The following is a 17714-nucleotide window of genomic DNA, read 5'->3' as shown; positions in this document are numbered from 1 at the left end:
GATTTATGCACCGTCCCGGCCGCGCTGCGGGCGTTTTTGGCCGGCGAAGCCGTCCAGACATCAGGCGCGGATGCGTTCCGGCCGCGGGCTATGCAGTTGAACCGGGCGGTCGGGGATCGAAATCTGGAAGGTGGCGCCGATGGTGCCCTCGACCAGGTGCATTTCGCCGCCATGGGCGCGGACCAGTTCGGCGGCGATGACGAGGCCCAAACCAGTGCCGCCGTCACGCGAGGACCCCTGGAACGGCTCGAACAGGTGCTCCCTGGCCTTTTTCGGCACACCGGGGCCGGTGTCCGACACCTCGATGATCGCGACAGAGCCTTCACGGCGGCCGGTGACGCGGATCTGCTTGGTCACGGTCGGGCTGACGCTGTCGCTGGCGAGCGCCTGCGCCGCGTTGCGCACCAGATTGAGCAGCACGCGGAACAGCTGGTCGGGATCGGCGTCGATGGTCAGGCCGCGCTCCATCGCATTGACCCAGACGATCGATGAGTCGGCCGCGAGCCCCGCCGATTCGCGCACCTCGTTGACGATCGGCTCGATCGCGATCATGCGCCGGTCAGGCGCGGCCTCCTGGGCACGGCCATAGGACAGCGTCGACTGGCAGAACGCGATCGCCCGCTCCAGCGAGCGCACGAGTTTCGGCGCGAATCGCTGCACCCGCGGATCGGGCACATGCGCAAGCTGATCGGAAATCAGTTGCGACGATGCCAGCAGGTTGCGCAAATCGTGGTTGATCTTCGACACCGCGAGGCCGAGCGCCGCCAGTCGGCTCTTCTGATGCAGCATCGACACCAGATCGCGCTGCATGTCGGACAATTCGCGCTCGGCAACGCCGATTTCGTCGCCGCGATCCGACGGCGGAATGATCCGCTCGGGACTTTCGGGGTCGGCGTGATAAGCGACGAGATTGGCGGTCAGCCGCCGCATCGGCCGCACGAACAAATAATGCAGCGCGAGGTACACCAGCGCGGCGGTCAGTGTCGAGATCACCAGCGACAGCAGCAGCAGGTTGCGCGAGAAGCGGTACATCGATTGCCGAAGCGGCAATTCGTCGATCACCACTTCCAGGTACTGGCCGTTGTTGCCCGGCGCCGGCCCGATCACGCGGATCGCCTGGTTGCCGGTTTCCAGCATCACCTCGAAGGCATCCATGATCGCCGACCAGGCGGTCATGTTGCGCATGTCGACGTCGTGGTCGATCGCGGGCGGCATGTCGGCGATGGCGAGCAGCCGGCGCTGTTTGCCGGTCTTGATCGCCACGGCGCGGGCGCCGACGCTGTTGAGAATCTCCCGCGCCAGCGAATCCGGCACCATGCCGCTGGGGGCGGCGTTGAGCACCAGAGCGGCGGTATTGGCGGCGGCGAGGCGGTCGTTCAGCCGGTTGACGCGGAAATTGGCGATCGACGGCACATAGATCAGGACTTCGGCGATCATCACCAGGGGGATGGTGAGCAGCAACAGCTTGGCGGACAGGCCGAAGCGCGGCGGCACCAGCTGGCGCTGCGGGCGATCGGCACTGGGTTCCAACGCGTCGGTCATTGAGCCTGTTCTACCCTTGATTCAGCGCCGTGTTGAGCCGGTTTCGGGCATAGGTTGGACGCTTTTTGCACCAGCGCCCGGCCAATTCTGGAACCCGTCATGATACGAATCGGCCCTTTTTGGCTGCCGGGCATTTTATAAAGGCCAAGATTGACGAAAACAGGTCGCTCCCGTATAAGCCGCGCCAACCGTCTCCGGTGGCCATTTTGAGCTGGGCCACGTCATTTTTGCGACCGAAACCGGTCCTTTTTTGATGCATCGGGGCATTTCCTGACCTTATTCACCTAACACCCGGCGAAGTTTGCCGGCAGCGGAGAACGACCGTGAAGCGGACCTATCAACCCAGCAAACTGGTGCGCAAGCGCCGTCACGGATTTCGTGCCCGTCTCGCGACCGTCGGTGGCCGCAAGGTCCTGGCCGCCCGCCGTGCCCGTGGCCGCAAACGCCTGAGCGCCTGAGCGCCCCCCAGAACCCCCTCCATGGACCGGTTATCAGCATGGACCGGTTGAGGCAGCGCGCCGATTTTCTCGCTGCGGCAAAAGCGCCGCGGGCGACCGGTGCCGCTTTTGTGGTGCAATGCCGCCACCGTGACGACCAGGGCCCGATCCGGGTCGGCTTTACCGTGTCCCGCAAGGTTGGAACCGCCACCGAGCGCAACCGGGTTCGCCGCCGCTTACGCGAACTCGTGACGCGCGTGGACACCCTATCCATGCGCCCGCACAGCGATTATGTGCTAGTCGGCCGCCGAACGGCGCTGAGCCGCGACTTTCAAACCATGCTCGATGACCTGCGGACGGCGCTGAAGCGCCTCGGCAGCAACAAGAAGCCGAACATAGCGTTTTCAAGCGAAGTGGACTCCGGTTCGCGCTAGAAAACGCGTCAAATACAAAGACAGATCGCAAACCAGCCAGATTGAATGGCGACGAGATAGAGACCGATGACCGACAATCGCAACACCATCCTGGCCGTCGTCCTGTCCGGCATCGTGCTGCTCGGCTGGCAGTATTTCTTCAACATCCCGCAGATGGAAAAGCAGCGAGCCGCCCAGCAGGCGCAGCAGCAGGCCCAACAGCCCGCCCCGGGCGCCCAGTCGGGCACCACCCCGCAGGCCGGGACGGCACCGGCGCAGCCGGGATCGGCGCCGGGCGCAGGCGCCGCCGCAACCCCGACCCTGACCCGCTCGGCCGCGCTGGAAGCCTCGCCGCGGGTGAAGATCGACACCCCGCGCATCAGCGGCAGCATCGCGCTGAAGGGCGGCCGCATCGACGACGTCGCGCTGGTGAAATACCGCGAGACCGTGGACCCGAAATCTCCGGCCGTCGTGCTGTTCGAGCCGTCGGGCGCGCCGAATCCTTATTACGCCGAGTTCGGCTGGGTGGGCGCCAGCGGCACCTCCGCGAAGCTGCCGGACCAGACCACGCTGTGGACCCAGCAGGGCAGCAACGCCCTGACGCCGTCGACGCCCGTGACGCTGACCTGGGACAATGGCGGCGGCCTTACCTTCAAGCGCGTCGTCTCGGTCGATGATCAGTATCTGTTTTCGCTCAAGGACGAGGTCAGCAACACCGGCAACGCCCCGGTGACGCTGTATCCCTATGCGCTGATCTCGCGCCACGGCACCCCGCAGGTCTCCGGCTACTACGTCCTGCACGAAGGCTTGATCGGCGTGCTCGGCGACCAGGGCCTGCAGGAATTCGCCTACAAGAAAATCGACGAAGAAAAGAAGAAGGAATACAAGGTCACCAACGCCTGGATCGGCATCACCGACAAGTATTGGGCGGCGACACTGCTGCCCGACACCACCGCCGCCGTGCAGGCGCGATTCTCGTCGAACGCCGTCGGCAACAGCAAGACCTACCAGACCGACTACCTGCTCGATCCGCAGACCATTGCGATCGGCGGCACCGGCAGCGCCAATGCACGGCTGTTCGCCGGCGCCAAGGAAAGCAAGCTGATCGACGTCTACGACAAGGACCTGAAGCTCAACCGCCTCGAGCTCCTGATCGACTGGGGCTGGTTCTACTTCATCACCAAGCCGATGTTCTGGACCATCGACTTCCTGTTCCACATCGTCGGCAATTTCGGCTTCGCCATCCTGCTCGTCACCCTGCTGGTGAAGATCGTCTTCTTCCCGCTCGCCAACAAATCCTACGCCTCGATGGCGAAGATGAAGAAGGTGCAGCCCAAGCTCGCCGAGCTGAAGGAGAAGTACCCCGACGACAAGATGAAGCAGCAGCAGGAGATGATGGCGCTCTACAAGGAGGAAAAGATCAATCCTCTTGCGGGCTGTCTCCCCATCGCGATCCAGATCCCGGTGTTCTTCTCGCTGTACAAGGTGCTGTTCGTCACCATCGAAATGCGGCACGCGCCGTTCTTCGGCTGGATCCATGACCTCTCGGCGCCCGATCCGACCAACATCTTCACGCTGTTCGGATTGCTGCACTACGATCCAACCCAGCTTCCGCTGATCGGGCATTACCTGTGGCTCGGCATCTGGCCCATCATCATGGGCATCACGATGTGGTTCCAGATGAAGCTGAACCCGACGCCGCCGGATCCGACCCAGAAGATGATCTTCGACTGGATGCCGCTGATCTTCACCTTCATGCTGGGATCGTTCCCCGCCGGCCTCGTGATCTACTGGGCCTGGAACAACCTTCTGTCGGTGGCGCAGCAAAGCGTGATCATGCAGCGCAACGGCGCCAAGATCGAACTGTTCGACAACATCAAGGCGACGTTCGCGAAAAAGGACCCGCCCAAGGACGATCCGAAGAAGGATGTTCTGAAGCAGGATCTGAAGCCGAAGGCTGAGACGAAGAGCTGAGGCGGGTTGAGGGGCAACGCGCCGCCACACCCTCCGCTGTCATCGCCCGGCTTTATCTTTGTCGTTGCCGGGCTTGTCCCGGCAACCCCGCTTAGGGACGCACTGCCCGCCTAAGCGAGATCCATAGCAACTCGAAAAATTCGAGTTGCGTGCTTGAAGAACGCAAGTCGGATATATCCGACTTGCGGGACAAGCCCGGTGATGACAGCGGTGGGTGGGGTGGCTTCGTGGAGCCAAACATAATGTAAGCCTGCAGCTTTCGCTGCCGGCTCCCCTGAACGAGGCTTCGCATGGATACGAAAAACGATGCGGAGCTGATCGAGGCCGGGCGCAAGGTCTTTGCCGGCGAGTGGGAGTTCATCTGGGCGGCGTCCTCGATCGAGACGCTGCCGCCGATGGCGGGCGTCGAGGTCGCCTTTGCCGGGCGCTCCAATGTCGGCAAGTCCAGCCTCATCAACGCCCTGACCAACCGCAATGCACTGGCGCGCACATCGCACACGCCGGGACGCACCCAGGAACTGATCTTCTTTGAAGGCCCGCCCCATGTGGGCCTGCGCCTGGTCGACATGCCCGGTTATGGCTACGCGGCGGCGCCGAAAGCCAAGGTCGCGGCCTGGACCACTTTGATTCATAAATTCCTGCTGGGACGCGCCACGCTGGCGCGGGTCTATGTGCTGATCGACTCCAGGCACGGCTTCAAGGATGTCGATCTGGATATCCTGAAAACGCTGGATCGTTCCGCGGTCAGTTACCAGATCGTGCTGACCAAGACCGACCAGGTGAAGCCCGCGGAACTGACCAGCCGCATCGAGGAGATCAACGCCACGCTGAAGACCCACCCCGCCGCCTTTCCCGATGTGCTCACCACCTCGTCCCAGACCGGCGCCGGCATGCCGGAGCTGCGGGCGGCGATGATGCGGCTGCTGCAGGAGCGATCATGAGCGGGCGCGGGTTCTTGCGCGCCCTCGTGGTTGTCGCCGGCCTGTTTGGCGCAGCGGGCGTCGTGCTTGCGGCACTCTCAGCGCATCAACCGGATGCGACCCGCCTGGGCTCGGCGTCCACCATGCTGCTGTTTCATGCCACTGTCATCATCGGCACGGTGCTGCTGATCGAGCGCGGCCTGGTGCAGCGTGTGGTCGGGCTTTTGGCAGCGGCAGGCTTCGTGGTCGGCGCCGGATTGTTCAGCGGCGATCTCGTGTTACGCCAGTTCGCGGGCCACAGCCTGTTCCCGATGGCTGCGCCGACCGGCGGGACGCTGTTGATTGTCGGATGGCTGGTGCTGGCGGTGGCCGCGGTGTGGCCGGGGAAGAGCGCGTAGGCTCAAAAGTGGGTACCCGTCCCGCGCGATCCGCGCTAGAACGCGGCACTTGCCAACAACAGACTTGCCACCAAACGAGACCCGCCTCATGACGGACGCCATTTCCCCGCTCGACCAGGCCCGCATCCTCTCCGAAGCACTGCCGCACATGCAGCAGTATGACGAAGAAACCATCGTCATCAAATATGGCGGCCATGCCATGGGCGAGGAAGAGCTCGCCAAGCAATTCGCCCGCGACATCGTGCTGCTGGAGCAGACCGCCATCAATCCCGTCGTGGTGCACGGCGGCGGCCCGCAGATCGCGGCGATGCTGAAGCGGCTCGGCATCGTGTCGGAGTTCGCAGCCGGCCTGCGCATCACCGATGCGGCCACCATCGAGATTGTCGAGATGGTGCTGGCCGGTTCGATCAACAAGCAGATCGTCAGCCACATCAACGAGGCCGGCGGCAAGGCCGTCGGCCTGTGCGGCAAGGACGGCAACATGGTGATGGCCACCAAGGCCACCCGCACCATGGTCGATCCGGATTCCCACATCGAGAAGGTGGTGGATCTCGGCTTTGTCGGCGAACCGGAGAAGGTCGACCTCACGCTGCTGAACCAGTTGATCGGTTATGAGCTGATCCCGGTGCTGGCGCCGCTGGCGTCGAGCAAGAGCGGCCAGACCTTCAACGTCAACGCCGACACCTTTGCCGGTGCCGTGGCCGGTGCGCTGAAGGCCAAGCGCCTGCTGCTGTTGACCGACGTGCCCGGCGTGCTGGACAAGTCGAAGAAGCTGATCCCGGACCTCTCGATCAAGGACGCCCGCAAGCTGATTGCCGACGGCACCATTTCCGGCGGCATGATCCCGAAGGTCGAGACCTGCATCTACTCCCTGGAACAGGGCGTCGAAGGCGTGGTCATCATCGACGGCAAGACCCCGCATGCGGTACTGCTGGAATTGTTCACCAACCACGGCATCGGAACGCTGATCCACAAGTGAGTGTGGCGCTCCCATGCACTGCCCCTCCTTTGTCGTTGCCGGGCTTGTCCCGGCAACCCCGACAAGGAGGGCACTGCGTCCCTAAGCGGGATCACCGGGACAAGCCCGGTGATGACAGTGGTGGGTGGGGTGCGCTCGTCTCTACATTGCTAATCTTTCTCGCCGCGCTAATCGTCGCCACCCCTGCCCGCGCCGATCTCAAACTCTGCAACCGCATGAGTTACGTGGTCGAGGCCGCGATCGGGCTGGAGGACAAGGGCACCACCGCGACGCGGGGCTGGTTCCGGATCGATCCGGCGCAGTGCCGCGTGGTGTTGCAGGGCGCGCTGACCGCCGACCGCGTGTTGCTGCATGCCCGTGCGCTGCCGGTGTATGGCGCGTCTCCCGTGCCGCAGAACGGCAGCGATCCGCTGTGTGTAGCCAAGGACAATTTCACCATCGCGGCGGCGCGGCAGTGCCGCAGCGGCCAGACGCCGGTGCCGTTCACCGAGATCAAGCCGACCCAAACCGACGACGGCGTGCAGGTGGCCTACCTCGCCGAGGACAGCGAATACGACGACGAGCAGGCGCGCCTGGCCGCGATCCAGCGGCTCTTGGTGATCGCGGGGTATGATGCCGCCCCGATCGACGGTGTCGACGGCCGCAAGACCCAGACCGCGCTGAGCGCATTCCTCAGGAGCCAGGGGCTCGCTGCGGACGCCCCGCAGGCGCCGGATTTCTTCACCACCATGATCGCCAAGGTGCAGTCGCCCTCGGCCACCGGGCTGACCTGGTGCAACGACACGCCGCATCAGGTGATGGCCGCGATCGCGATCGATGACGGCAAGACGGTGGTGAGCCGTGGCTGGTATCGCATCGAGCCCGGCAAATGCCTGCATCCGGACATGGCCGGCCAGCCCAAACGCGTGTTCAGTTTCGCGGAAGCCGTCGACGCCGACGGCAAGGCGATCCGCCTCAACACCAAACCGTTGAACTGGGGTGGCCCGACTTTGCTGTGCACGCGGGAAACCAAGTTCGAGATCAACGAGCAGAACGACTGCGCCTCGCGCGGCCTCGCCCCCCAGGGCTTCGCCACCATCGACGCCAGTGCCGGCAGGACCTTGCGGTTCGGGATGCCGTGAGGCAAAGGCTGGGCATGCGAGAACTGTTTCAGTTATCCGTCACCCTGAGGTGGTCGTGCGCAGCACGGCCCTCGAAGGGCGACGGCCCGGGCCGGCCATCCTTCGAGGCTCGCCCAGCGGTGCAAGCGCACCGCAAGGCTCGCACCTCAGGATGACGGATAACGTACGATGACCGACAAACGCGACTTCGCCCATATCGAAACCTGGGTGTTCGATCTCGACAACACGTTGTATCCCCACCACGTCAATCTGTGGCAGCAGGTCGATGCCCGCATCGGGGACTTCGTCGCCACCTATCTGAAGGTCACGCCGGACGAGGCGTTCAAGATCCAGAAGGATTATTATCGCCGCTACGGCACCACCATGCGCGGCATGATGACCGAGCATGGCGTGCGGGCCGACGATTATCTCAAGTACGTGCATGCGATCGATCACTCACCGCTCGAACCCAATCCGGCGATGGGCGCTGCGATCGAACGGCTGCCGGGCCGCAAGCTGATCCTCACCAACGGCTCGTGCGAGCACGCCAGCAATGTGCTGGCGCGCCTCGGCATTGCCGATCATTTTGAAGCGGTGTTCGACATCATTGCCGCAGAGCTGGAACCGAAACCGTCGCCGCAGACCTACCGGCGCTTTCTCGACCTGCACAATGTCGATCCCACCAAGGCGGCGATGTTCGAGGACCTCGCGCGCAACCTCGTGGTGCCGCACGATCTCGGCATGACCACGGTGCTGGTGGTGCCCGACGGCGTCAAGGACGTGGTGCGCGAGGACTGGGAACTGGAAGGCCGCGACGCCGGCCATGTCGATCATGTCACGGATGATCTGACCGGGTTTTTGCAGGGGTTGTTGGCGAAGGGGTAGAGGCCGCTCTTAAACCTCGCCCCGCAAAGCGGGGAGAGGTGAAAACGCCACGGCTTTGGCTTGACTCCGAGCGCCCGAATCCCGACAAAAGCCTCGAATTACCTCTGTTTGCCCGAAGGAATCCGACATGTCCCTGACCGCCCTTGAAACCACCCTCAATGCTGCTTTCGACGCGCGTGACACCGTCAATGCCGCGACCAGGGGCGAGGTGCGCGAGGCCGTGGACCATGCGCTGGACCTGCTGGACAAGGGCGAGGCCCGGGTGGCGCAGCGCCTGGCGGATGGAAAATGGCAGGTCAACCAGTGGCTGAAGAAGGCGGTGCTTCTGTCGTTTCGTCTCAACGACATGAGCCCGATCGCCGGCGGCCCCGGCGGCGCCAACTGGTGGGACAAGGTACCGTCCAAGTTCGAGGGCTGGGGTGAGAACCGTTTCCGCGCCGCGGGTTTCCGCGCCGTGCCCGGCGCCATCGTGCGCCGCTCCGCCTTCATCGCCAGGAACGTCGTGCTGATGCCGTCGTTCGTCAATCTCGGCGCCTATGTGGATGAAGCGACCATGGTCGACACCTGGTCCACCGTCGGCTCCTGCGCCCAGATCGGCAAGAACGTGCATATCTCCGGCGGCGTCGGCATCGGTGGCGTGCTGGAGCCGCTGCAGGCGGGCCCGGTGATCATCGAGGACGACTGCTTCATCGGCGCGCGCTCGGAAGTGGCCGAAGGCGTGATCGTGCGCAAGGGCGCTGTGCTGTCGATGGGTGTGTTCCTCGGCGCCTCCACCAAGATCGTCGATCGCGAAACCGGCGAGACCTTCATCGGCGAAGTGCCCGAATATGCCGTGGTGGTGCCGGGCTCGCTGCCGGGCAAGCCGCTGAAGAACGGCGCGCCGGGCCCGTCACTGAGCTGCGCCGTGATCGTCAAGCGCGTCGACGAGCGGACCCGCGCCAAGACCAGCATCAACGAGCTGCTGCGGGATTGATGGATCTCGGGCTCAATTGAGCGCCGTCGTTTCTTTCAGCGCGCCCGCCCTGCAATGGGTCGTTCCCTCCCCCCTTGTGGGGGAGGGTTAGGGAGGGGGGTCACAGCAAATCCTCAGCGTGAAGGATTGGCTGTCTCACGTTGAGCGTCTTGCGCAGCTCTGATGTTGTCGCGTGGGGCACCCCCCCTCCCCAGCCCTCCCCCACAAGGGCAGGGCTATCGCATATGGCTGAGGATCTGCATGAGGAAGGTATCGTCCCAGCCGGCGCGCTTGATTTTGCGGCGCAGAGAAGCTCGATCCGGGTGAGTTCGCAGAATGTTGAGGGCCAGCCTTCGCAGAATGGCGAGGTTCTCGGGAGCGTTGTCTTTTCGCGCACGATTGCCATCCTCGGCGAAATGGACGTCGAGGACCCAATGAAGCTGGTTCTCGATGCCCCAGTGACTGCGCGTGACGTGCAGCAGCCGCTTGGGGGAGATGTATTTGGACAGCAAATAGTATCGCACGGCCGGGGCATCGGCCCGCCGACCCCGCAAGCGCCTGCGCGATGTGACGCGGCCCACCGCAGCCGCGCCCGGGAAGCCGTAGAGGGTGGCCAAGCTGGTATTGCGCATGATGGTCGCGCGCCGAGCTTCGCGCCGATCGTGGGTGGATTGGTTGATCTGCTCGGCGACGCTGCGCTTGCCCGATCGCGCAAACTGTTGCGTAACCGCGGTGAACAAACGCCCGCGGTTTGCCTTGATCGCCAGAACATAGTGGCCGCCACGCTCGCGCACCGCTGCCGCAAAGGCTCGGTGGCAATGCAGTGCGTCGGCTGTAACGATGCAGCCTTCGAGGGACAGAAGCTCGAGCACTTCCAAAGCGCCCGCCGTCTCGTTGCGACCGGGTGCTTTCTGCTGGGCCAAAGCCATACGGGCGTCCACCGCAAAGACGTTGACCAGATGCAGCGGCGTGGCCTTGCCACCGCGTTCGTAGGCCCCGCGCAAAGCCTTGCCGTCGACTGCCACCACTCCAGAAAGCTTGAGCCCATTGGCCTTGGCAAAGGCGGCCATGAAACGACGGAATGCGTTCTCGAAGGCCTGCGGCTTGAGCAGGCGGAACACCCGGCTGAACGTATCGTGGCTCGGGATGCCATGCTCCAGACGCAGGAACAGCCGCAACAGCCCCTCTTTGGACTGGCCGAAGTCCGCCATATCCGAGCAGGACTCCGCCCCACACAACGTTGCCGCCAGCGCGATGAACAACACTTCCAGCAGGTCGTGCCTTGCATTCTCCGCCCGCGGGTCCGGCAGTTGCCGAAAATTGCTCCTGAACTGCTCCATCCGACTCCCTCCGTGATCCGGGAGTCATGTTCAGAATCCGTCTTGCCTTCCAATGCAATAGGGGACGCAAAGCCATATGCGATTCCCCTGCCCACAAGGGGGGAGGGAGCCGCTAAACAACTTTCTCTTCCACTTGCATTGAAGGACGCGCGTCTCGCATCCTACCTCACAAATTGCCCGAATGCGCGTGGGCCGTCGCCGACCTTGAGATCCTTTACCACCGCGAGCGTCTCGGTATCGATCATGCTCAGCGTGCCGGCGAACCAGCAGGCGACGAAGACGTGCTGGCCGTCGGCGCTCGGCGCGATGCCTTCGGGATAATCACCGACGTCGATGGCCTTCAGCACCTGCAGCGTCGTGGTGTCGAACACCGAGACCGAACTGCCATACTGGTTGGTGACGAAAGCCTTGCCGCGAACCAGCGCCACCGCATAGGGACGCAGGCCGACCTTGACGGTGCCGATGACTTTTCGCGCGGCGAGATCGATGATCGAGACATTGTTGGACCCGACATTGGCCGTATAGGCCCGCCGTCCCTCGGCATCGATGGTGACACCGAACGGGCGTGTACCCACCGGAATGACGGCCACACGAGCGAGCGTCGCGGTCTCCAGCACCGAGACGGCATCGTCGTCGCGATCGGCGGTGAGCACGAAGGCACCGTCCGGCGTAACGGCAACACCGGACGGTGAGGTGCCGACATCAGCTGATCTCGGCGGCACCTCACCGTCAGGATCGATCGCGAGCAGACGTTTCGAATACCAGTCGGCGACATAGACCGGATGTCCCGAGGGATGCACGGCGACACCGAGCGGACCGCCGTCGAGTTTGATCCGGCGCAGCACCTTGTGCACGCTGGCACCGTCAGCATCTTGCCTTCGGGACTCGTCACATAGGCGCGCTTGCCGTCGGCGGAGACGGCAATGCCCGCCGGCTCGCCATCGACCGGAATGGTGGCGAGCTTCGCCATGGTGCCGGTGTCGACAATCACCACCTGCTCGCCCGGCTGGTCGGTGACAAACGCCTCACCGGCGAAGACCGGGCGAGCAAAGCAGACGAGAAGCAGCCCCGCCCGCAGCAACGCGATGCACGCGACGGCCAACCGGCCGCCACTCAATCCAGCCCTCACTGGCTCAGGGCCTCGAGTTTCGTTTTCAGGGACGTGAGCCCAAGGCTATAGAGGTCCGTCACGGCCTTGACGGCGGCCTCGTCATTGAGTTCGGGCGGTGGATCGTTGTTGGGATAACCGCGATAGAAGGCGGCGCGCCATTCCACCGTGGATTTGCCGCCCTCGGCAGGCAGCACCGAAATGGTCGAGGCATAGTTCGTCACTGGCAAAACCTTCACGTCGACGGCAGCGATGCGATAGGAATAACTCATCTTGTCGCCCTGGTACTTGTAAAGCACCTCGTCGACCGTCGCCCCGCCCTTCAGCGTCAGGCGGCGCGTCGGGTTCTTGGCATCGTCGTCCGGATCGACCACCGTGTTGCCGCCCTTGGCGACCGTGCTGGTGACGATCGGCAGCCAGCTCATGTCATCGAAATGACCGACCGCCGCCCAGACCTTCTCGGGCGGCTGATTGATCACGATGGTTTCTGTGACTTTCTTGCGGGACGGACCATGGGCCTCCGCGACAAGGGGCGACAGGGCGATCAGGCCGGCGAGAGCCGACATCAACGCAATCTTCATGGGCACGTTTCCCTTTTTTCTGTGGCCCCAATTGAGCGGAGCTCCGCCATTTTTGGCGGCGTTTTTTGTCATCCAGTTAGTGTCCCGAATTCGAAGTTCGCATCACTTAGCCGCACTTCCGGGGCGAACTTCGAATTTGATCAGGACACTAGAAATTTTGGATTCTAGTGTGGCTTATGTTTCCGAAATTCCCTCGATGATATAGCCGCGATGTGAGGGGAATTTCGGAAACGCCACACTAGACTGTCACAGACACCAGCGGCGTCGCAAGCTGGACCGGGAAAGAGCCGCAGAAAACATCGATCAAAAATACAAGATCATATCGCCATGTGCCATCATGATAACACAAGGGGGCGACAAGCCCTGCCATGACGCGCTAAAATGGCATCATGATTTCGCAAATGGATTCACTTTCCCCTCAAGGAGACGACGACGTGGACTGGCAGTGGTTCTTGTTCAACACCAATGGACGGCTGCCGCGTTCGCGCTACTGGCTTGCGGTGCTGGTGTATGCGGTGACGGTGCTGGTCGGCTTCATCGCCGCACTGCTGCTGGTCACCAGCACCTCGGATGCCGCGGCGGTCGTGCTTTATGTCGGCGGCGGGCTTACGTTCCTCACCATGTATTTCTCCATCACCGCAGTCGCCGCCAAGCGGCTGCATGACCGCAACAAGACCGGCTGGTGGGGCATTCCGTTCCTGGCGCTGCCGGGGCTCTTGTACGGCGCCAGCACCGGCCTCGTCAGCGCATCGTCGGGCTTCGCGTTGCTGATCGTCGCCGCGCTGCTGTTCACCTGGGGCGTGGTCGAACTCGGCTGCCTGCGCGGCACGGTCGGCCCCAATCGTTACGGCGACGATCCTCTCACGTCTTCCTCGACAGGTTCCCGATCATCATGACAACAGATTCTCTGTCTATCGCCCGCGATCTCCTGCGCTGCCCTTCGGTGACGCCGCTGGATGCCGGCGCGCTTGGCGTGCTCGAACGCTATCTCGGCGCCGCGGGCTTTGCGATCCATCGCCTGACCTTCAGCGAACCCGGCTGGCCGGACACCGAAAATCTTTATGCCCGTATCGGCAACGAAGGGCCGCACCTCACCTTCGCCGGCCACACCGATGTGGTACCCGCGGGCGACGCATCGGCGTGGTCGCACGACGCTTTTGCCGGCGACGTGAAGGACGGCGTGCTGTATGGCCGTGGCGCGGTGGACATGAAGGGTGCGATCGCCTGCGCTGTCGCAGCCACCCTCGCCTATCTCGCCGACAATGGCGGCAAGCCCGGGAAAGATTCAAAAGGATCGATCTCGTTCCTGATCACCGGCGACGAGGAAGGCCCCGCCATCAACGGCACCCCCAAGCTGTTGCAATGGATCGCGGCGCGCGGCGAGACTTTCGATCACTGCGTGCTGGGCGAGCCCAGCAATGTCGAGGAGCTCGGCGACTGCATCAAGCTGGGGCGCCGCGGCTCGCTGTCCGGCACCCTCACCGTCGACGGCGTGCAGGGCCATGTCGCCTACCCGCATCGCGCGGCCAACCCGGTGCCGGATATTGCCACGCTGGTGGCGGCGCTGTCGTCGGAGCCACTGGACCATGGCAGCGCGCATTTCCAGGCCTCCAACCTGGAATTCGTCACCATCGATGTCGGCAATCCGGCATGGAATGTGATTCCCGCCCAGGCCAAGGCCCGCTTCAACATCCGCTACAACGACTGCCACACCGAGGAGTCGCTGAAAGCCCTGGTCGAGGCGCGGATGGCAAGGGCTTGCGGCAACCGCATCAAGGCGCATATCGTGTGGGAACCGTCGAATGCCGGCGTGTTCATCACCAAGCCGGGCCCGTTCACCGACATGGTGGTGGGCGCGATCGAAGAGGTCACCGGCCGCAAGCCCGATCTCAACACCGGCGGCGGCACGTCCGATGCCCGCTTCATCGCGCATTACTGCCCGGTGCTGGAATTCGGCCTGGTGGGCCAGACCATGCATCAGATCGACGAGCGCACCCCCGTGGCCGATCTCGAGCGGCTGACGAAGATTTATCGCAACGTGCTGGATCGGTATTTCGCATGACAAAAATTCTCGTCCTGACTGCGTTGCAAAGCGAACTGAACGCGGCCCGCGCCCCCGACGGGGTCGAGGTTGTCTATGGCGGCGTCGGCAAGATCAACACCGCCATCACGATGACGGCGGCAATTCTGAAAGCGAAGCCCGCACTTGTGGTGAACTATGGCACCTGCGGCAAGATCTCCGCGGACCTGCATGGCCTTTTGGAAATCTCCCACGTGGTCCAGCGCGACATGATGGCGATGCCGCTGGCGCCGCGCGGCGTCACGCCCTTGAGCGACGATGCAACCGTGCTGGCCTCGGGTTACGGCACCGCGATCTGCGGCACCGGCGACAGCTTCGTCACGTCAGCCGATCCCTGGCTGGCCGACAACAAAGTCGACGTGGTGGACATGGAGCTGTTCGCCATCGCCCACACCTGCAAGCGTTATGACGTGCCCTGGCGCGCCTTCAAGTTCATCACCGACGCGGCCGATGACAACGCCCCTGATCACTGGACCGAGAACGTCGCCAATGGCGAGGATCTGTTCTGGGAGGTGTTGCGGCGGGATATTTTGGGGAAAGCCTGAGATATTTGCGTAGCCCGGATGAGCGAAAGCGACATCCGGGAATCCATCTCGACGTAAGCACCCCGGATATCGCGGAGCTCATCCGGGCTACGAATGTCAACACATGCCGCGCGCTATCCCCTCATGGTGAGGAGCGCGTCAGCGCGTCTCGAACCATGAGGCCGCGAGCCGCACCGGGCCTCGTCCTTCGAGACGCAGGCTTCGCCTGCTCCTCAGGATGAGGAGCTATGTGTACGTTTGCCGCAACGCAAGCGCCCTCTCATCCCCACAACGGTATCCGATGCCGGGTAAATCTCTGACTTTACCACCCTTGCGGTCATCGCTCTTGTCGGACATGATTTGGCCGGGACAGAGGGGGATCGGCTATGCTGAGAACGCTTGCTCGTCTTGTCGCCTTGATCGCTGCGGCCGTTGCCGTGGCCGGGCTGATGACATTCTCCCCGGTCTCCATCGACGTATCCGGCGCCGCAACGTTCAAGGACATCTGCCAGCGCCGCTGCTCCGCACACCGCGCGTTCTGCCTGGACTCGGCGCTGCCGGCTTCCGGCGGCGGCAGCGCAACCGGTGTCTGCAACAATGTCTGCGTCGACAGCTATTCCGACTGCGCCCGGGACTGCGACCGCGGGCCGGCCGCCGATCGTTCGACCTGCAACAATGCCTGCAACCGCACGCTGGCGAGCTGCGCGACGAGTTGCAGCCAGCACGTCAGCACCTGCAACGATAGTTTCGTGTCCTGCCGCCGCAGCTGCGACTCGATTCTCGAATGCACCAGCGGAAGCGCCGCGCTGTGCGGCAGCGGCAAGGTCTGCCAGGACAACAAATGCGTCACCGCATGCAAGACCAATGCGGAATGCCGTGTGCGCATCGGCAGCCCCGACGCGATCTGCCTCACGACCACCGCCAACAAGGGGAAGTGCGTCGCGCAATAGGGCCGATCCGTCCTGACGACCATCACGCTGTTCTCTTTATCAGGAGTGGCCTTCCGAACGCGTCTCGAACTAAACTCGACAAACGCGACAGGATTTCATTCAAGGAGAACTCTCATGCAGAAACGCAGCATCAATGCCGCTGGCGCGCCGCAGCCGGCCGGCGGTTACGCCCAGCTTTGCGAAGTGAGCGACGCCAGACGCTGGGCATTCGTCAGCGGCCAGATTCCACAGGACGTGGACGGCAAGGTGCCGGAAACGTTCGCCGAGCAGGCGCGGCTGGTGTGGGCCAACATCGAAACCCAGCTCGGGGCCATCGACATGACCTTTGACAATCTGGTCAAGGTCACGACGTTTTTGTCGGACCGGACGTACAATCTGGAAAATCGTGCTGTCCGCAACGACGTGTTGGGCGACCGCAAGCCGGCGATGACGGTGATCATTGCGGGGATTTTCGACAGCAAGTGGTTGCTGGAGATTGAGGCGGTGGCGGCGGGGTGAAGCGGCCGACTGGCCAATCATCCGCTATTCGGGTTCGATACCGAGGTCCTGAATAATCTTGCCTGAGGATGCAAGCTGGGCTTCGAAGAAGAGCTTGGCGCCTGCAGGCGTCACCGCGTCACCGACGCGGACATCGAAGCCGAGGACGGGAGCCCGCTCCCGCACGTCCGGTGCCTCCAAAGCGCGCGCAATCCCCGCGCTGAGTTTGTCGATGATGTCCGACGGCGTGCCCACCGGCGCCATCACCATGAACCAGCCCTGCAGATCGACGCTTTTCAACGTTTCCGAGATCGCAGGCACGTCCGGCAGGGACTCGATGCGCTTGCTGCCCGCAACGGCAATCGCCCGAAGCGTGCCCGCCGTGATGAAGGACTCTGCAACCGATGCCGATTGGATCGTCACCTGGGTGCGTCCCATCATGCTGTCCTGGATCGCGTTCGTGGTGGTGTTGTAGGGGATCAAAACGAAACCGGTGCCGGCCTGTTTGTTGATGGATTGAGCGATCAGGCCCGAGAGGTTGCGCGGGCCGTCGACGGCCATGCTCAAGGTGCCGGGTGCTGCTTTTTCAAGCGCGATCAATTCCGGCAGCGTTTTGGCCTTCACCTCCGGGTTGACGAGAAGGACGTGGTTGCTCCGGCCCACCATCGCGACCGGCGTGAAATCCTTCACGGGATCGTAGGGGAGTTTCTTGAACGTGTAGGGATTGGTGACAAGCGAGGCCGACGTGGCAAACAGGAACGTGTAGCCGTCGGCAGCGGCACGGGCGACCGACTGCGTGCCAATGAGATTGGCGGCGCCCGGACGGTTCTCGACGACGAATTGTTGCCCGAGAGCCCGGGAGAGTTTTTCGGCGATCAGGCGACACAGCACGTCCGGGCTGTTGCCTGCCGCCTGGGGGACCACGATCGACACGGGCCGTTGCGGCCATGACTGTGCAAATGCTGGAAGCGAGAGGCAGAGGGTCGCGCCGGTCACCAGTATTCGACGGAATAGCTTGAGCATGATGTTCCTCCTGGACGTGGCCACCCGCGGG

The 17714-nt window shown here is 63.4% G+C and carries 18 protein-coding genes and 1 pseudogene; 14 read left to right on the top strand and 5 right to left on the bottom strand.

All coding sequences use genetic code 11. From position 1 onward, the window contains the following. Positions 1–60 precede the first annotated feature (60 nt). The gene (locus RS897_RS13745; RefSeq protein WP_315837078.1) at positions 61–1542 is read right to left on the bottom strand and encodes an ATP-binding protein; all 1482 of its coding nucleotides are present in this window, start codon (positions 1540–1542) and stop codon (positions 61–63) included. Positions 1543–1865: 323 nt separating this feature from the next. Between RS897_RS13745 and rpmH the strand changes: the two genes are divergently transcribed. The 9 genes from rpmH (at position 1866) to dapD (ending at position 9621) form a co-directional block, all read left to right on the top strand. After that, complete coding sequence (rpmH, locus tag RS897_RS13740) at positions 1866–2000, top strand: 50S ribosomal protein L34 (RefSeq protein ID WP_011471298.1); 135 nt, start codon at positions 1866–1868, stop codon at positions 1998–2000. A 38-nt stretch (positions 2001–2038) separates the two neighbouring features. After that, entirely contained in the window at positions 2039–2413 is a 375-nt protein-coding gene (rnpA, locus tag RS897_RS13735) for a ribonuclease P protein component (RefSeq protein ID WP_315837077.1), read from the top strand. 66 nt (positions 2414–2479) lie between these two features. Continuing rightward, positions 2480–4366 (top strand): membrane protein insertase YidC, encoded by a 1887-nt coding sequence (gene yidC / locus RS897_RS13730; protein ID WP_315837076.1) that lies wholly within the window; start codon positions 2480–2482, stop codon positions 4364–4366. 290 nt (positions 4367–4656) lie between these two features. Next, positions 4657–5307, top strand: coding sequence for a ribosome biogenesis GTP-binding protein YihA/YsxC (gene yihA, locus RS897_RS13725; RefSeq protein ID WP_315837075.1), 651 nt, complete (start codon positions 4657–4659; stop codon positions 5305–5307). After that, positions 5304–5684, top strand: a complete 381-nt coding sequence (locus RS897_RS13720) for a DUF423 domain-containing protein (protein WP_315837074.1) — start codon at positions 5304–5306, stop codon at positions 5682–5684. The genes yihA and RS897_RS13720 overlap by 4 nt, the downstream gene beginning before the upstream one ends. An 88-nt stretch (positions 5685–5772) precedes the next feature. Next, on the top strand, positions 5773–6663 hold the full coding sequence (gene argB, locus RS897_RS13715; RefSeq protein WP_315837073.1) for an acetylglutamate kinase: 891 nt from the start codon (positions 5773–5775) through the stop codon (positions 6661–6663). A 146-nt stretch (positions 6664–6809) separates the two neighbouring features. Then, a complete protein-coding gene (locus tag RS897_RS13710; protein ID WP_315837072.1) occupies positions 6810–7784 on the top strand; it encodes a DUF1036 domain-containing protein in 975 nt (324 codons plus the stop codon). Between the two features lie 168 nt (positions 7785–7952). Next, positions 7953–8648 carry a pyrimidine 5'-nucleotidase gene (locus RS897_RS13705; RefSeq protein ID WP_315837071.1) on the top strand — a complete coding sequence of 232 codons (696 nt, stop codon included), beginning with the start codon at positions 7953–7955 and terminating at the stop codon, positions 8646–8648. Positions 8649–8775: 127 nt separating this feature from the next. After that, positions 8776–9621 carry a 2,3,4,5-tetrahydropyridine-2,6-dicarboxylate N-succinyltransferase gene (gene dapD, locus RS897_RS13700; RefSeq protein ID WP_315837070.1) on the top strand — a complete coding sequence of 282 codons (846 nt, stop codon included), beginning with the start codon at positions 8776–8778 and terminating at the stop codon, positions 9619–9621. Between the two features lie 215 nt (positions 9622–9836). On the opposite strand, the gene RS897_RS13695 is transcribed toward dapD, so the two are convergent. The 3 genes and pseudogenes from RS897_RS13695 to RS897_RS13685 all read right to left on the bottom strand — a co-directional run bounded on the left by RS897_RS13695 (position 9837) and on the right by RS897_RS13685 (position 12629). Continuing rightward, positions 9837–10940, bottom strand: a complete 1104-nt coding sequence (locus RS897_RS13695; RefSeq protein ID WP_315837069.1) for an ISAs1 family transposase — start codon at positions 10938–10940, stop codon at positions 9837–9839. 161 nt (positions 10941–11101) lie between these two features. After that, positions 11102–12018 (bottom strand): annotated as a pseudogene (locus RS897_RS13690) (beta-propeller fold lactonase family protein). Between the two features lie 47 nt (positions 12019–12065). Beyond that, on the bottom strand, positions 12066–12629 hold the full coding sequence (locus RS897_RS13685) for an SRPBCC family protein (protein ID WP_315837067.1): 564 nt from the start codon (positions 12627–12629) through the stop codon (positions 12066–12068). Positions 12630–13063: 434 nt separating this feature from the next. Here RS897_RS13685 and RS897_RS13680 point away from each other — a divergent pair, with 434 nt between their 5' ends. From RS897_RS13680 to RS897_RS13660, 5 genes are all read left to right on the top strand, one after another. Further along, complete coding sequence (locus RS897_RS13680) at positions 13064–13525, top strand: DUF805 domain-containing protein (protein ID WP_315837066.1); 462 nt, start codon at positions 13064–13066, stop codon at positions 13523–13525. Further along, positions 13522–14691: a succinyl-diaminopimelate desuccinylase gene (gene dapE, locus RS897_RS13675; protein WP_315837065.1), complete on the top strand. Its 1170-nt coding sequence runs from the start codon at positions 13522–13524 to the stop codon at positions 14689–14691. Before RS897_RS13680 ends, dapE begins: the two co-directional genes overlap by 4 nt. Next, positions 14688–15254 carry a phosphorylase family protein gene (locus RS897_RS13670; RefSeq protein WP_315837064.1) on the top strand — a complete coding sequence of 189 codons (567 nt, stop codon included), beginning with the start codon at positions 14688–14690 and terminating at the stop codon, positions 15252–15254. Before dapE ends, RS897_RS13670 begins: the two co-directional genes overlap by 4 nt. A 365-nt stretch (positions 15255–15619) precedes the next feature. Continuing rightward, positions 15620–16183 (top strand): hypothetical protein, encoded by a 564-nt coding sequence (locus tag RS897_RS13665; protein WP_315837063.1) that lies wholly within the window; start codon positions 15620–15622, stop codon positions 16181–16183. Positions 16184–16297: 114 nt separating this feature from the next. Next, complete coding sequence (locus tag RS897_RS13660; protein ID WP_315837062.1) at positions 16298–16681, top strand: RidA family protein; 384 nt, start codon at positions 16298–16300, stop codon at positions 16679–16681. Between the two features lie 24 nt (positions 16682–16705). On the opposite strand, the gene RS897_RS13655 is transcribed toward RS897_RS13660, so the two are convergent. Further along, the gene (locus tag RS897_RS13655) at positions 16706–17683 is read right to left on the bottom strand and encodes a Bug family tripartite tricarboxylate transporter substrate binding protein (protein WP_315837061.1); all 978 of its coding nucleotides are present in this window, start codon (positions 17681–17683) and stop codon (positions 16706–16708) included. Positions 17684–17714: the final 31 nt, after the last annotated feature.

It is taken from the genome of Bradyrhizobium prioriisuperbiae (assembly GCF_032397745.1).
GTDB lineage: Bacteria > Pseudomonadota > Alphaproteobacteria > Rhizobiales > Xanthobacteraceae > Bradyrhizobium_A > Bradyrhizobium_A prioriisuperbiae.
The sequence above is the reverse complement of the archived record's forward strand: the minus strand, read 5'-3'. Positions and strand labels throughout refer to the sequence as shown.

Coding starts and splice junctions, on each gene's coding strand:
- RS897_RS13685 (WP_315837067.1), bottom strand. CDS start 12,629: ATGAAGATTGCGTTGATGTCGGCTCTCGCCGGCCTGATCGCCCTGTCG.
- rnpA (WP_315837077.1), top strand. CDS start 2,039: ATGGACCGGTTGAGGCAGCGCGCCGATTTTCTCGCTGCGGCAAAAGCG.
- dapE (WP_315837065.1), top strand. CDS start 13,522: ATGACAACAGATTCTCTGTCTATCGCCCGCGATCTCCTGCGCTGCCCT.
- dapD (WP_315837070.1), top strand. CDS start 8,776: ATGTCCCTGACCGCCCTTGAAACCACCCTCAATGCTGCTTTCGACGCG.
- RS897_RS13670 (WP_315837064.1), top strand. CDS start 14,688: ATGACAAAAATTCTCGTCCTGACTGCGTTGCAAAGCGAACTGAACGCG.
- RS897_RS13655 (WP_315837061.1), bottom strand. CDS start 17,683: ATGCTCAAGCTATTCCGTCGAATACTGGTGACCGGCGCGACCCTCTGC.
- argB (WP_315837073.1), top strand. CDS start 5,773: ATGACGGACGCCATTTCCCCGCTCGACCAGGCCCGCATCCTCTCCGAA.
- RS897_RS13695 (WP_315837069.1), bottom strand. CDS start 10,940: ATGGAGCAGTTCAGGAGCAATTTTCGGCAACTGCCGGACCCGCGGGCG.
- RS897_RS13665 (WP_315837063.1), top strand. CDS start 15,620: ATGCTGAGAACGCTTGCTCGTCTTGTCGCCTTGATCGCTGCGGCCGTT.
- RS897_RS13745 (WP_315837078.1), bottom strand. CDS start 1,542: ATGACCGACGCGTTGGAACCCAGTGCCGATCGCCCGCAGCGCCAGCTG.
- RS897_RS13705 (WP_315837071.1), top strand. CDS start 7,953: ATGACCGACAAACGCGACTTCGCCCATATCGAAACCTGGGTGTTCGAT.
- RS897_RS13660 (WP_315837062.1), top strand. CDS start 16,298: ATGCAGAAACGCAGCATCAATGCCGCTGGCGCGCCGCAGCCGGCCGGC.
- RS897_RS13720 (WP_315837074.1), top strand. CDS start 5,304: ATGAGCGGGCGCGGGTTCTTGCGCGCCCTCGTGGTTGTCGCCGGCCTG.
- yihA (WP_315837075.1), top strand. CDS start 4,657: ATGGATACGAAAAACGATGCGGAGCTGATCGAGGCCGGGCGCAAGGTC.
- yidC (WP_315837076.1), top strand. CDS start 2,480: ATGACCGACAATCGCAACACCATCCTGGCCGTCGTCCTGTCCGGCATC.